The organism is Paenibacillus sp. FSL M7-0420 (assembly GCF_038002345.1).
Taxonomy (GTDB): Bacteria; Bacillota; Bacilli; order Paenibacillales; family Paenibacillaceae; genus Paenibacillus_AQ.
In genome coordinates, this window is record NZ_JBBOCJ010000001.1 from 4,791,224 (window position 1) to 4,805,595 (window position 14,372).

Annotated in this window: 10 protein-coding genes; 2 read left to right on the plus strand and 8 right to left on the minus strand. The window is 54.3% G+C overall.

Features of this window, described 5'->3' with window-relative positions:
* Positions 1 to 116 precede the first annotated feature (116 nt).
* From MKX51_RS20675 to MKX51_RS20700, 6 genes are all read right to left on the minus strand, one after another.
* Positions 117 to 1,463 carry a glycoside hydrolase family 30 protein gene (locus MKX51_RS20675; RefSeq protein WP_340993656.1) on the minus strand — a complete coding sequence of 449 codons (1,347 nt, stop codon included), beginning with the start codon at positions 1,461 to 1,463 and terminating at the stop codon, positions 117 to 119.
* A gap of 61 nt (positions 1,464 to 1,524) precedes the next feature.
* On the minus strand, positions 1,525 to 3,165 hold the full coding sequence (locus MKX51_RS20680) for a sugar ABC transporter substrate-binding protein (RefSeq protein WP_340939353.1): 1,641 nt from the start codon (positions 3,163 to 3,165) through the stop codon (positions 1,525 to 1,527).
* Between the two features lie 33 nt (positions 3,166 to 3,198).
* Positions 3,199 to 4,086, minus strand: coding sequence for a carbohydrate ABC transporter permease (locus MKX51_RS20685; RefSeq protein ID WP_340939351.1), 888 nt, complete (start codon positions 4,084 to 4,086; stop codon positions 3,199 to 3,201).
* Positions 4,087 to 4,099: 13 nt separating this feature from the next.
* Positions 4,100 to 5,095 (minus strand): ABC transporter permease, encoded by a 996-nt coding sequence (locus MKX51_RS20690; RefSeq protein WP_340939349.1) that lies wholly within the window; start codon positions 5,093 to 5,095, stop codon positions 4,100 to 4,102.
* Between the two features lie 125 nt (positions 5,096 to 5,220).
* Positions 5,221 to 6,240 (minus strand): LacI family DNA-binding transcriptional regulator, encoded by a 1,020-nt coding sequence (locus MKX51_RS20695; RefSeq protein WP_036698589.1) that lies wholly within the window; start codon positions 6,238 to 6,240, stop codon positions 5,221 to 5,223.
* A gap of 390 nt (positions 6,241 to 6,630) precedes the next feature.
* Positions 6,631 to 7,386 (minus strand): YheC/YheD family protein, encoded by a 756-nt coding sequence (locus MKX51_RS20700; protein ID WP_340993657.1) that lies wholly within the window; start codon positions 7,384 to 7,386, stop codon positions 6,631 to 6,633.
* A 217-nt stretch (positions 7,387 to 7,603) separates the two neighbouring features.
* Between MKX51_RS20700 and MKX51_RS20705 the strand changes: the two genes are divergently transcribed.
* Both MKX51_RS20705 and MKX51_RS20710 read left to right on the plus strand, forming a co-directional pair.
* Positions 7,604 to 8,419: a DUF6492 family protein gene (locus MKX51_RS20705; protein WP_340995662.1), complete on the plus strand. Its 816-nt coding sequence runs from the start codon at positions 7,604 to 7,606 to the stop codon at positions 8,417 to 8,419.
* 16 nt (positions 8,420 to 8,435) lie between these two features.
* The gene (locus MKX51_RS20710) at positions 8,436 to 9,761 is read left to right on the plus strand and encodes a sugar phosphate nucleotidyltransferase (protein WP_340995663.1); all 1,326 of its coding nucleotides are present in this window, start codon (positions 8,436 to 8,438) and stop codon (positions 9,759 to 9,761) included.
* A 177-nt stretch (positions 9,762 to 9,938) separates the two neighbouring features.
* Here MKX51_RS20710 and MKX51_RS20715 read toward each other — a convergent pair whose 3' ends face one another.
* Positions 9,939 to 13,427: a glycoside hydrolase family 2 TIM barrel-domain containing protein gene (locus tag MKX51_RS20715; RefSeq protein ID WP_340993658.1), complete on the minus strand. Its 3,489-nt coding sequence runs from the start codon at positions 13,425 to 13,427 to the stop codon at positions 9,939 to 9,941.
* A 56-nt stretch (positions 13,428 to 13,483) separates the two neighbouring features.
* Complete coding sequence (locus tag MKX51_RS20720; protein WP_036698597.1) at positions 13,484 to 14,362, minus strand: carbohydrate ABC transporter permease; 879 nt, start codon at positions 14,360 to 14,362, stop codon at positions 13,484 to 13,486.
* Between the last annotated feature and the right edge of the window lie 10 nt (positions 14,363 to 14,372).

The following is a 14,372-nucleotide window of genomic DNA, read 5'->3' on the forward strand; positions in this document are numbered from 1 at the left end:
TTCCGATTACATTCCGCCAGGGCGATATTTCCCTGCTGCTCTCCAAAAAAGACTAAGGCTGCCTGGGAAAATCCCGGCAGCCTTAGTCTTCTTCTACACTAAACCGCTACTTCCTCTTACCCGCCCACCTTCACAGAAACCGCACCCTTCGCAGCGATATCAAGAGTCAATAATTCTTCCCCCTCCAGCCGCACAGCCACGGTCTCCGGGGTCTCTCCGTCGTTGAACAGGACGACCGCTAGCGAGCCGTCCGCGTTGCGGAAGGCAACCGAACGCAGATGCTCCCGGCTCGCCGCAGACTCCAGGCGCAATGCCCCCGGGCGGATCACCTTGCTGAAATGTGCCAGTGCATAGTAGTCCAGGGTATACGTCAGCTCCCGGGTCTGCTGGTTGACCGTCACTACCCCGCGGCAGGTGCTCTCCCCGAAGCCCGGCACCGTAGGGCCGTTCTGTTCATCCAAGGCCATATTCCATAGCACGAACGATTTGCTGTGATTCCGCAGAATCTCAATTCCCGTACGCATCACATTGGAGAAGGCCTGCTCGAACGGGGGAATCCATTCCCCGCCGGAGCCTTCGGTGAAATGGACCTCATGATCCGGGTAGGCCGCCTGCACCACCGACTGTGCGGATGCCGCCCCGCCGTACCAGTGCCAGGCTACGCCGTCCACCTCTGCCCCGGCTGCCTCCAGCACAGACAGCGGATAATCCGGCCGGTCCCAGTTATGGTCGTAGCAGAAGATTTTGGCGGCCAGCCCGTGCTGCCTGAACGCAGGCTTCAGATAATCCCGGATGAACTCCCGCTGCTCCTCCGGCAGCATCAGCATACTGGGGTAATGCTGCGGCTCATAGAGCGGCTCGTTCTGCACAGTGACAGCATAGATAGGTAAGCTATGAGCGGCATAGGCCTGAATATAGCGGACAAAATAATCCGCATACACCCCGTAATACTCCGGCTTCAGCCGCCCGGCGATCATCGAGCCGCTGGTCTTCATCCAGCCCGGTGCACTCCAGGGGGAGGCCATCAGCTTCAGCTCAGGATTCAGCCTGAGTGCCTCCTGTACCAGAGGAATGATGTCCGCTTCATCGTGGGCGATGGAGAATCCGGCCAACTCTGGATCACTCCCGCCTTCAGACAGGTCGTTATAGCTATAGACCGTTCTTGCATAATCCGAGGCGCCCATGGGATTACGCAGGAAGGACAAGCCGATCCCCGCCTGCGGATCGAACAGCTTCCGCATCACCTCCGTCCGCTGCTCTGCGCTTAGCACCTGATGGATCAGGTAGGCGGCCGAGTCGGTGAAGGAAGCCCCGAAGCCATCCATCTCCTGATAGGTCTTACTCGCATCAATGTCAACGGTGACCGTAACTCTACCAGCAGGAGTCTGCGGCAGCGCCGCAGCAGGCTGTTCCACGAACAGCCGGTCCTCTCCGCCGGACTGGTACATGATCATTTCCCGCATGTGTTATCCCTCCATCTTCTTATATAAAAGGGCCCAAAACGGGCCCTCCCTTGCGCCTTGCCTACTTAATGCCCAGCTTTTCTTTATTGGCCTTCATCTTCTCGCTGCGGACCTCTACAATCTTGCTCCAGTTGTTCTTGTCCAGGAAGGCCTTATGCTCCGCCAGAACGCTGTCAAAGGTTGCCTCGTCCTTGGCACGGATCATGCTGACCAGCGTAGTGTTCCAGTTCGTATTAATGGCCGTCTGGCCGCGGGCCTCCGGCGTTCCCTGATCCGGGTTAATGTTCTCCAGGATGAAGTGCGGCTTCAGCTTGCCCTTGCCCCATTCCTGCATCTGCTTGATCGACTCGGGGAACGCATCCTTGCTCAGCGCTTTGTGACGGTCATGTCCGAAGAACATGAATTCGCCCATCCGGTAGTCCTTCTTGAACTTATCCGCATTATTAAGCTGCAGGTCCTTCACTTCCGGCAGCAGCTCAACTGTACCGTCCGGGTTCGATTTATACGTCACGCCTTCAACCCCGTAGTTCATCAGCTTCTGTCCTTCTTCGCTCAGCAGATACGTGAAGATTTGAATCGCTTTGGCCGGGTCTTTACAATTCTTCGTGATGTAATTGATCATCCAGCCGGTAATCCCGGATTGATTGAGAGTCGGCTGATGTCCTACAGTGCTCTGCGGCCCGTCAATAGCCATGTACTCCTTACCTGGATTGGCACTCATGAAGATCTGCAGATTGCCGCCCTGCTGAGGCGTACCGTCGAGCAGCATCGTAGCATATTTGCCGGATTTCACCTTTTCCTCAAAGCCGGTTCCGTCATCCGCGAAGCTGTCATCACTGATCGCCCCGTCCCGGTACACCGCATTCAGCGTCCGCAGCCAGGTCAGATAATCCTCATCCAGATTGCGGTTGTAGAACTTACCGTCCTCCGTCTCCAGCGGAACGCCGATGAAATCCTGCAGCGCATCCCCGAGCGAGCCGGTCCCTTCCCCGATCGCATTGAACCCGAAGGGAATCATGTCCGGGAATTTGCTCTTAATCTCATTCATTGTCTTCTGGAAGGCCTCCGGGGTCCCGAAGTCAGGGCTGCCCAGCGCTTCATACACATCCTTGCGGATGACAAAAGCCGTCTTCGCCGGAATATTGCCGCTGTCATAATCCGCCTGTGTATTGGAATAGTTCGGATAACCGTAGGTTTTGCCGTCCTTCAGCTGGAACCAGTTCAGCGTGTCGGCAGCGGCCACCTTGTTGAAATACGGGTCATACTTCTCCGCCAGCTCATTGAGCGGAAGCGCCCAGGTGGCGGCTTTTTGCACAACCGGGGAATTGGAGTCAAAGATCGTCAGCAGATCCGGCATATCGCCGCCCGCGAAGAACGTATTCAGCTTCGTATCGTCCCCGGTAATGAACTTGATGTTGATGTTCAAATCCTCTTTGATCTTCTTGGTGACTACATCCTTGCCGAAGTCCGTATTCCACCAGTCTGCGTTCACATACCAGGTTAAGTCCGTAGTCTCGCTCTTCTTATCCAGCTGCCAGGCCGGAGTCTCCGGGTCTACCGTATACCGGCCTTCAAGCGACACCTCTACTTCCTTAGTCGAACCGCCGCCGGAGCTGCACCCTGCCGCCACCAGCATAGCCGCCATCAGGAGCAGCACAGGCTTAAGCGTCTTTTTGCCGAGAACTTTAGTCATCTTGATCATCTTCTTGACCTCCTATAATGTAGTGAACCTCTTCTACTCCTTAACCGCTCCCAGCATCATGCCCGAGATGAAGTACCGCTGAAGGATGGGATACATCGCAACAATCGGCAGTGTGGTAATGACAATGGTGGCCAGCTGAACGCCTTTGGTGGTGGTCTCAATCACGACGGAGCCTCCGATATTCTGCATGGACTGGGTCTGCGACTGCACAATAATCTCATACAGCTTCATCTGCAGCGGGTAGAGCGCCTGATCGGTAATGTACAGCTTCGTGGTCATGAAGTCGTTCCATTGTCCCACCCCGTTGAACAGGGCGATGGTAGCCATCGCAGGCATGGACAGCGGAATGAAGATTTTGAGGAAAATATGCCAGTCGCCTGCTCCGTCAATCTTGGCCGACTCCTCCAGCGAATCCGGCACGTTGCGGAAAAAGTTCATCAGAATCACCACATCGTAATAACTGAATAATGCCGGGATAATGTACACCCAGAAGCTGTTCAGCAGCCCGAGCGATTTGATCAGCAGATACGTCGGAATCATTCCGCCGGAGAAAAACATCGTGATGACGCCCATCGCCACATACAGCTTGCGGCCGCGGATGTATCTTTTGCTGAGACCGTAGCCGATCATCGCGCAAAAGAATACGTGGGTGATCACCCCTATGAACGTCTTGGCGACCGAGACAACGAAGGATTGACCGATCGTGCTGTCATTGAAGACCGCCCGGTAATTCTCCAGCGAGAATTCTTTGGACCAGAAGATGAATCCGCCCTCGGCCAGCGCCCTGCCCGAACTAAGGGAGGAGATAATTACGTTCCATAGGGGAACGAGGATAATAACCATGAAGCACACCAACAGCACCTTATTCACCGCATCAAAGATCCGGCTGTCGAGATCTTCCCGTATGACCTTCCGATTCACTCTAACGCCCCCTCTACAACACGGATTGATTATCGTTCAATTTACTGGTGACCTTGTTGGCCATAAGCAGCAGGATTACCGACACAATGGAGACACCGAGGCCGACAGCCGTAGCATAAGAGAAATCGCCCTGCGTCATCCCCATGCGGTAGACATAAGAGTTGATGACCTCTGCTTTCTCCCGGTTCTGCGAGTTCATCAAGACCAGCGTCTGATCCAGATTCGAGCCGAGCAGGCCGCTTACCGTCAAAATCAGATTCAGGCTGATGATCGCCTTCATGTTCGGAAGGGTGATATTCCAGATCTGGCGGAGCCGTCCCGCTCCATCAATCCGGGCCGCTTCGTAGTAGGTGGGGTCAATCTTGGCCATAATCGCCAGATACAGAATGGTGCCCCAGCCGGCTTCCTTCCAGATATCGGACAACGTGGCAATCCACCAGTACTTCCCGGCATCCAGCAGGATGTTGGACGGCTTCGAGATCAGCCCGAGATTCAGCAGCAGCTCATTGAACAGCCCCGAGGTGGAGAACCAGGTGATCAGCATCCCGCCCAGGACGATCCACGACAGGAAATGCGGCAGATAGGAGATGGTCTGGACGAATTTTTTGAAGCGGCCCATGTTCAGCTCATAGATCATAATGGCGAGAATAATCGGAATGATGAATCCGATGCCCAGCTTCAGGAAGCTGATCCCCAGTGTATTCACGACCGCATCCCAGAAGTATTCATCCGACAGAATAATCCGGAAGTTGTCCAGACCCACCCAGGGTGCAGTGGACAAGGTATCAATGACCGTGTAATTCTTGAAGGCAATCGTCAGCCCGTAGATCGGTATGTAGCAGAAAATAATCATAAAAATAATGCCCGGCAGCACCATCGACTGAATCTCCCACTGCCTCTTGTAATCGGTTACAAACTCTTTGATCCGCTGCCCCACAGGCTTCTTGGCGGACGGCGGGATCACTGGCGGGATGGAAGCTGATGCAGTAGACGCTGATGGCTTATTCATGATCTTGTCCCCCTCTCCATTGAGATATCAAGTTGGTGCTCAATTTGTTGCTCAAAGCAATAAAAACGTTTTTATTTTGGCGCAAAAAATCCCCCTCCTGTAAAATCAGTTTCACCCGCTGCCCTCTATCTGCGGTCCTTCCGCTCCAGCTTCACATGACTTGAGCCTCTTACGACAAGCTCGCCCTGCAGCTTCTGTGCTGCGCCCTGCTCCTTGTCTTGAATCATGCGGACCAGATGATCAATCGCCAGCATGCCCTGTCTGGCAATCTGATTCCTTACCGTCGTAAGCGGCGGCGAATAATAAGGGGCGATATCAATATCGTCGAAGCCCATCACGCTGACATCCTGCGGCACTTCATAACCGTAGCTCTTGAGTGCTTGAATACAGCCCATTGCACTGATATCATTGCCGGCCAGGAAGGCGTCAGGGACTCTCGCGGGATGCAGACGGAGATAAGACTTCACGGCATTATAGGTGCTGTCCTCCTCAAAATACCCCTGAAGGATAAAATCCTCCTCAACCGGAAGCTGGTATTCACGCAGCGCCGCCAGATAGCCTTCCTTCCGCTGCACGCTGTCGAACATCGTATCCACGCCGGAGATATAGGCAATCCGCTTATGCCCCAGGCTGATTAAATACTTCGTAGCCTCATAGCCTGATTCGTAGGAATCAAAGATAATGCTGCCCATCCCTTCATCCTCCAGCACCCGGTCCAGAAACACCGCCTTGATCTTGTCTTTCTTCATAGCGGCAATATCCTGCTCGTCGATGCCCAGCTCCTCATAGATAATGACGCCATCCACCCGCCGTCCGAGGATATTGCTCATAATGACTTGTTTGTCCTTGGTGACGAATACATTCAGGCCATAGCCCATGCGGTCGCACTGACGGGACATGGATTCTACCAGCTTATAGAAGTACGGACCGGACACACTTGTCGTGAAGAACCCCAGCATCTTCGTGGTCCCTGATTTCAGCAGCTTGCCGTTCAGATTCGGCACGTAATTCAGGCGCTGGGCTACCTTGAGAATATGGGCTTTGGTCTCCGGGCTCAGCACATCCACATCATTCAGGGCGTTGGAGACCGTGGAGATGGAGACCCCGGCTTCCCGTGCGACATCTTTGATCGTTATCTTAGCCATATCAATGTTCCTTTTTGATAAAAACGTTTTTATTGACTCTAAAGTAACATGAAATCGCTTTAAATACAACACTTTTTCTCATGAGCTCTTTTCAGCCGCCTTTTCTGCTCATTATTGCCGCCGGACGCAAGCATAAGCTGGTTCAGCATACAATAACTTCTATGTATTTGAATTTATCTTATTTTACTATAAGACAGCGGGATTTAGCTATGCCAGGGTGAGGGTGCGGAGCAGACTTATGCCAAGTGGAAACGGCTTTGCCGTCCTTTTAAAGGACGGCACCGCTTCGGCGAGAAATAGAAAGATAATGCATAGGGTGAAACATATACATTTTTATATTTCGAAGGAAAGCCTTGCTTAGTCTGGCAGGCCTTCCTTTGGCATATCGTATTATTTGGTCAAGCCCAAACGCCGGTATCTCATGACTCTGCGGTACATGGATTTATCCTTGAGCTGATTAAAAATATAAGGATCGGGATTCATATTCACTTCAATAATCCACGGCTTCAGCGCGCGGTCCAGTCCGATGTCTACACCGAACTGCCGGTGGTGCGGATAGGTCTTCCGCAGCTGTGACGCTATGCGGACGCCCAGGCGGTTCATTTCCCCCTTAAGCTGCACAAGCTGCTGCGCAGACAGATGGGTGGAGAGCAAATGCTCCACTGCGGTCGGTTTGCCGCCGCTGTGGTAATTGGTCACAATTTTGCGCGGGTGCCCGAGCCGCCCGATAATCCCGGTAGCTTCCCAGACTCCCTTGGGACTGAGCTGTACCATCACCCGGATATCGAAACGGCGCCCGTGGTGCTTCAGCAGGTGAATGCCTTTTTGCAGCAGATAGCTCCTCTTGCCGATTCTTGCCGCCAGACTGTGATGAAAAGCCTCAAACGTAGCGAACCGGCGCACGGTCTCCTCATATTGATACATATATCCCTGCCGCTCCCTCCGCTCCGCGCGGATTACACCCATGCCATACGTTCCCCGTTCCGGCTTGATATAGATCATTCCATAGCCGTGTATCATCTGCTCCAGATTGCGCCTGTTAAATCTCCGGGTATCGGGGATAAAAACCTTGATTGTCTCGTTCTTAAGCAGCAGTTGTGTCTTATACCATTTGCTCTGACCTGACTGAACTTTTTTGGCTGTCACTTACGCACTCTCCTGTCCGGGATGGGAGCCACCGCTCCCAATTTACATAAAGTTACATATTCACTGCATCCTATGCCGGTGGAGGTGCAGTTGAATATATCATTTGTCCCGCACAAAAAGATTAACTTTCTCAGGATGATGGCCCTATCAACCGCTGCTCAGCAGGCATACCCTAGTGAAGACGCTCAAATGTCAATATATGTATGGAGATGAAGCTATGTCCGTTGCTGCCGTAAGCGTGGCCTCAAGTGCTCCACCGATCGATGTCCTGATTCCTGCTATCGAAAAAGATCTCGCCACCCTCCCTTATGTAATTGATAGTCTTCGCCGTTATGTCCAGCACTCTATCAGTAATATCTATATTGTCTCGCCGGAGAATAGTAGAATCAGACAGCTGTGCTCCCGGAAAGCTTGCGTCTTTGTCAATGAAACCACCGTCCTCCCGTTCACCAAAAAAGCGATCCGCTATTCCTCCTCCCGCTGGAACCGGTCAGGCTGGCTGTATCAGCAGCTGCTCAAGATGAATGGGGATCAGGTGTGCCGTGAGAAGTATTTCCTAGTCATTGATGCAGATACAGTGCTCATCCGTCCCCATCGCTTCCGTTCCGGCGGGAAAAGCATCTTCTATTGCCGCAGCTGGAGCCAGCCGGAATATTTCCGCACCTACCGCAAGCTGCTCGGTGCCCCTGCGCCTTCACCCAAGTCGTTCGTGACCCACTACATGCTGTTTGATTCCGCGAAGCTGGCCAGTCTCAAACGAAAAATTGCAGCTCGCCACGGCATGTCCTGGCACGCGGCTATTCTGCACTCTATCAACAAGAAGCGGCAGTTCGGCTTCTCCGAATTCGAGACCTATGCCAACTACGTGTACAGCACAAACCGCACCTCTGTGCTGCTCAAGAATGCCAATAATAAAGCACTGAAGACCCCGGCGGGCTCGCTGACTGAGGCGCAAATCCGGAAGTACGCCGGGTCTTACCGTTCGCTCTCCTTCCATCAGCGCAAGGGATACTCCACTCCGGGCAAGCCTTAAGGAGGCAAGAAACGTGATGCATACTATTCTTCTGTGCGGCGGCTCCGGCCAGCGGCTGTGGCCTCTGTCCGGCAGCATCCGCTCCAAGATGTTCCTGCCGCTGCTGCCTGCACCGGGCGGGGGCACAGAATCCATGATCGGGCGGGTATGCCGTCAGCTCGGTCAGGCCGGACTGGATGAATCCCTGTTGCTCGTGGCCCATCAGGAGCAGGTAGCCCTCATACAGCGGTATACCGGGAGTAAATATCCGGTGACCGGTGAGCCTTGCAAGCGCGGCACCTTCACTGCTGCCGCGTTAGGCGCGCTGCATTTGCTTGCCGCCGGAAAGGCACAGCCGGAGGACATCCTCTGTATCGCTCCGGCCGACATGTTCGCGGATGATGATTTCTTCCGCCAGTTCCATCAATTCGAGGCACTTCTGGCCGATTCTGAGGCCGAACTCCTCCTGCTTGGAACAAGGCCTTCGTATCCCTCAGAGCAATACGGCTATATCGTTCCGTCACTGGAGGACTCTTGCGGGTATGCTCCGGTATTAACTTTTGCAGAGAAGCCGGATAAGGTGAAAGCCCTGGAGCTGATGCGGGAGCAGGCCTTATGGAATTGCGGGGTATTCGCTGCGCGGCTGAGCTTCCTGCTGGAGCATCTGGAGAGGCTGGGGCTGCCCGTGGAATTCGCAGCATTAACCGTGCAGTATCCAGAGCTTCCGGTCCGCAGCTTCGACAAGGAAGTGGCAGAACGCAGCACCAAAGCGGTTGTCGTAAGGCATGAAGGGGAATGGTCCGACCTGGGAAGCTGGGATACGCTGACAGACCGGCTGCCATCGCAGGTTATTGGAGCAGGCGGGCTATGGGGAGAATGCGGAGACAGTTACCTTATTAACGAGCTGGAGGTGCCGCTGCATGTCATTGGTGTCTCCGGCATAGTAGCCATAGCCGGTCCCGAAGGTATCCTGATCGCTGATAAGAAGGACGCTAACACCATCAAGGATATTCTGGCGGAGAATTCAGTAACGGAGCCGAGGTATGGTGAAACGGGCTGGGGCAGCTATACCGTTGTAGACCGGGAATCAGACGGCTCCCGGCTTGTCCTTACGGCAATGCTTACCCTGCTGCCGGGCCATGACCTGCCTGAAATGACCTGTGAGCATTGTGCCAAGTCCTGGATGATTGTGTCCGGTCACGGAGAGGTTAAGGTGAACGGAGCTACATCCGCTGCATGTGCTGGCGGAAGCTATACCATAGCGAGAGGACAACAGCATACGGTCAGCGCCTGGAGCGCAATGAAGCTTATTGAGGTACGGATAAGCGAAGCAGGAGAGGACGGGAAGGTCTATAGCTGCTGATAGGAAGATGCGGGCTTCCTCTCCACTGCCGACGGCACAATCAAGAGGGATACTGCAAACATCAAAGGGATACCGCAAACGCCAGCCATCCGGCTGTGTGCGGTATCCCTTATTTGCAGTGAATGCTGTTGCCTGCCGTTAGACAATCTGCCGGCGGACCGCCGGATGGCACAGCTTCTAGGCGAACGGCGGCAGAAACCGGAACCACTTGAAGTCAAACCGGCTGCCCGGCAGGAACAGGAAGGTGACGGTCTGGCTGCCGCTTAACGGCGGCTCCAGCGTGAATTCACGCTCCATATAGCTGGCGCTTCCGGCAAATTCAATCAGCTGCTTCGATTCACCGGCAGGACCGCTGAACAGAATTTGCATTGTATTGTTCGCAAGCGCTGAGCGTCCGCAGATGAGGAGCCGTGAGCATTCCGCTGCGCCGAAGTCCATTCCGGCAAATATAAGTGACACATTGTTGCCGATGCCCTCGACAGCCTCCTCCGTTATAGTGAAGGTATCGCCGTAGACCGCAGTGTTGGCCAGTGCATCCAGACGCTCGAACGCCTTGGTCTTGCTGACAAACGTGAAGCCCTTCAAATGAATCTTCTTGCGCAGAACGAAGGACAGCGAGGTAATCCCCGTCAGCCGTCTGGGCAGCGTATACCGTTCCTCCTGGTAGACATTCCAGCGGGAAGGCTTCTGGTAAGTCACGGTTGTGAGCCTCCCGGCACCGGGCTGCCCGGGCACGCCTTCCCATATCTCTATCGGAAATTCCTGATCATCCAGCGAGAAGATCGGCAGAATAATCTCATCGGCCCCATATCCGCCGAAGTCGATTCGTTCGAAGCAGATCAGGCTCTCCCCTTCGCGGGCGGTAGCCACCCCCCGTTCATTGCCGTTGGTCAGATTCCGGCTGTGGGTGCTGTTAAATCCTGCTGAAACAAACTCATAGGGATTCAGATAAGCCTGCCCGAAGCCCGTAAGCTTGAATTCCATCTGCGAATAGAGCCGAATCCCGTCAGCGCCATTGGCTGTCCCGCAGCGGATGTATACCTCTCCGTCACCTAAGGCCGTGATTACGGCTTCATGGCCGCTCGTCTCAAGAGTGGCGATATTGGCATCAATTCCGGCGGCATTCGTAATCCGCCACTCGACATCCTGCCAGGTGGCCCCCTGAGGATGAAGCTTAACACGGACTGGAAGCGACGTGCGATCAGGCGTCAGAGTATTCCCCCCGGGGCAGATGATCTCCAGCTTGCGGACCGGGATCTCCCCAGCCCTGCCGCTCTCCGGATGACCGGAGGACACATCCGCCTCCAGCGGATAATGCGCATACAGATACAGCTCATCTTCAGTTGTCGTTCCCGCTGCCGGAAGCACCGATTGCAGCGTAAGCTCAGCCGGAGCCAGATCTGCCGAAGCCGCACGCAGCGTAATCGTTCCGGCCTCCAGTGTGCCGGCAATCACTGCCAGCAGCTTGCCGCTGAACAGGCGGCGGCTTACGCCCTGGTAGGAATCATAGTCCGTGCTGTCCCCGTTATCCAGACCGATCAATCGTCCGGGACCCTCCATACTGAGGTGAACGCGGTTATTGGCATTCGCTACCGGCCGTCCCTCCTGATCCAGAGTGCTGATCGTTACGAAGATAAGGTCCGTACCGTCTGCTGTAATTACCTGCTTGTCGGGAGCAAGGACAAGCGAAGCTGCATCTCCGAACGAGGAGATTTGCTCTACAGCAACGACCTCCCCCTTCTCATCATAAGCCACTGCCCGCAGGACACCATCCGCATAAGGCAGCTGCCATTCGCCAAGCAGCTTGTGTCCATGGGCATGGTCGATATCCACGCTGCCCTGCGAGACTTCATTCAAGAACAGTTCAATGCGCGGAGCGTTCGAGCAGACACGCACATCTATCAGCTGACCCTGCGAGAAATCCCAGTACGGGAAGATATGAATCATCGGATGCGTACGGTAATCTGTCCATTCCGCCTGATAGATATAATAGGAATCCTTAGGGAAACCGGCGGTATCCAGCTGTCCGAAATATGAGTTCTTGGTGTGATACGGGGTAGGCTCCCCGATATAATCAAAGCCCGTCCACAGAAACTGTCCCAGCGAGAAGGAGGCATCCCGGTCGGCGGTGATACAGGCCTCCGTGCTTTTGGCGCCCCAGCTGGTAGAACTGTTGCCTAGCGATGAGCACTGCTGATCATCATCGGCAAGCACAGATTGAGCCAGCGGGAAATGATAGACTCCCCGGCTCTGCACTGTCGAGCAGGTCTCACTGCCGTAGATGATCCAGTCGGGATGCTGCTTGTGATGCTGCTCATAATATTTCTCCGCATAGTTGTAGCCTGCAACCTTGACGATATCAGCGCATTTCTGCGCATTCTCCCAAGGCATATAGTTTGAGCCGATGGTAACGAAGGCATTGCCCCGCGGATCATGAATCAGCACTTCCTCCTGCAGCTCCCGGGTGAGCTCCTGGCCGCGGCTGTCTGCATGGGTATCGTATATCTCATTGCCGATACTCCACATGAGCAGACTTGGACGGTTGCGGTCCCGCCGCACCCAGCTGGCGATATCGCGCTTCCACCACTGCGGATAGAACCGTGCATAGTCATAAGGCGTTTTGCTACGCTCCCACATATCGAAGGCTTCAGACACGATCAGCAGCCCCATTTCATCGGCCAGCTCCATAAGCTCTACCGCCGGCATGTTATGCGCGGTACGGATGGCGTTGACTCCCATCTCCTGCAGCAGGACGAGCTGGCGGCGCAGCGCCGCTCTGTTCACAGCAGCCCCCAGAGCGCCCAGGTCATGATGCTGACAGACTCCGTATATTTTGACATGACGGCCGTTGAGGAAGAAGCCCTCGTCACTGTCCAGCTCCAGGGTCCGGAAGCCGAACCTCTCCCTCTCCGCTTCAATCACTTCATCCTCAGCCAGCAGTTCGGTTTGCAGACTGTAGAGATTGGGACTGGAAATATCCCATAGCAAGGGCTGGTCAACAGTCAGGCGGCTGCGGGTATGTACGGTTAATTCACCCTGCACCGTCACCTCAGTAACTTGCCCTGCAACTAAGGCTCCTGCTGCATCCAGAATGCTATGCCGCAGCTTCAGCTTCGTCCCCGCGCCCGCTGCTTCAGCGATATGCAGCTCAGCATCCACATCTACAGTCCAGGCCTGACCTTCCGTTGCCCTGGCTGCAATATACAGCCCGTCAGCGGCGATATGCGTCTTCGGCACCGTCTTTAGCCAGACGGGCCGGTAAATTCCGGCACCGGAGTACCAGCGGGAATTGGGTGATTCGTGGATTACACGCATATAGATTTCATTCTCTCCGGCGACCAGGTGCGGAGTTATCTCGAATTCAAAGGTAGAGTAGCCATATTTCCACTCACCCGCTACCTGTCCGTTCACATATAGTGTCGAGTTCATATACACTCCCTCGAAACGCAGGAACACAAGCTCATTCACCGGCACTGCATCGAACCGGAGGCGGGTGCGGTACCAGCCCTCTCCATTCTCGTAGAGGTTGCGGGTATCATAGATCAGCCAATCATGCGGCAGCGTAACAGGTATCCAGTCCGCACCTGCGGCCACCTTGGCAAGCTCCGAATGAAGCGGCTGCTTGCTGAAATGCCAACCTTTGCTGAGTTTCCTTTTTAGACTCATAGCTATACTTCCTCCTTATCCTCACCATAGCTAAGCTTCCTGAATGACTTCACCCCTCATCCCTTCAATGCCCCAACCATTACGCCCTTGACGAAATACTTCTGCAGGAACGGATACAGCAGCAGGATCGGCGCTGTGCTCACAATGATTGCCGCATATTTCAGCGTTTCGGTCACATCACGGCTATGGAGCAGTGTTGTAGTCCCCAGCATGCTGGCATTATCATTCTCAAGAATGATGTTTCGGACCACGAGCTGGATCGGGAACAGGCTCTGGTCGCGCAGGAAAAGCATGGCGTTGAACCAGCTGTTCCAGTGGCCTACGCCGTAATACAGAATCAGCACCGCAACCACCGGCATGGACAGCGGAATGAAGATGCGGAACAGAATGGTGAAATGGCCTGCACCGTCCAGGAAGGCGGACTCCTCCAGCTCCTTCGGTATCGCCATGAAATAAGTGCGCATGATGATTAAGTTGAACGTACTCACCGCCGTTGGCAGAATCAACGCCCACAAGCTGTCGAGCAGGCCATATGATTTCACGATCAGGTAGAATGGCACCAGTCCTCCCTGGAAGAACATCGTGAATACGATGAAGAACATAATCGGCTTTTGCAGCATAACCCCTTCTCTGGACAGGAAATAGGCTCCCAGGGCAGTAAGCGTCATGTTAATGACAAGCCCTACCGCCAGGATGAACAGCGTATTCTTGAAGCCGGTCAGAATCACGGGGTTGTTCAGCACCGCCTTGTAAGCTGCCAGCGAGAAGCCTTGCGGCCACAGCAGAATGCCGTTGAAGGAGACCAGCCGGTTCCCGTTGCTTAAAGAGGAGAACAAGATATACAGCATAGGATAGAGTGTAAGAATAATCATTAGAACCATAATAATAGAATTGCAAATATCGAAGACACGTTCGCCGAGCGACGCTTTAATCATAGGTGTGCAC

Coding starts and splice junctions, on each gene's coding strand:
- MKX51_RS20710 (WP_340995663.1), top strand. CDS start 8,436: ATGCATACTATTCTTCTGTGCGGCGGCTCCGGCCAGCGGCTGTGGCCT.
- MKX51_RS20720 (WP_036698597.1), bottom strand. CDS start 14,362: ATGATTAAAGCGTCGCTCGGCGAACGTGTCTTCGATATTTGCAATTCT.
- MKX51_RS20690 (WP_340939349.1), bottom strand. CDS start 5,095: ATGAATAAGCCATCAGCGTCTACTGCATCAGCTTCCATCCCGCCAGTG.
- MKX51_RS20680 (WP_340939353.1), bottom strand. CDS start 3,165: ATGATCAAGATGACTAAAGTTCTCGGCAAAAAGACGCTTAAGCCTGTG.
- MKX51_RS20715 (WP_340993658.1), bottom strand. CDS start 13,427: ATGAGTCTAAAAAGGAAACTCAGCAAAGGTTGGCATTTCAGCAAGCAG.
- MKX51_RS20705 (WP_340995662.1), top strand. CDS start 7,604: ATGTCCGTTGCTGCCGTAAGCGTGGCCTCAAGTGCTCCACCGATCGAT.
- MKX51_RS20675 (WP_340993656.1), bottom strand. CDS start 1,463: ATGCGGGAAATGATCATGTACCAGTCCGGCGGAGAGGACCGGCTGTTC.
- MKX51_RS20695 (WP_036698589.1), bottom strand. CDS start 6,240: ATGGCTAAGATAACGATCAAAGATGTCGCACGGGAAGCCGGGGTCTCC.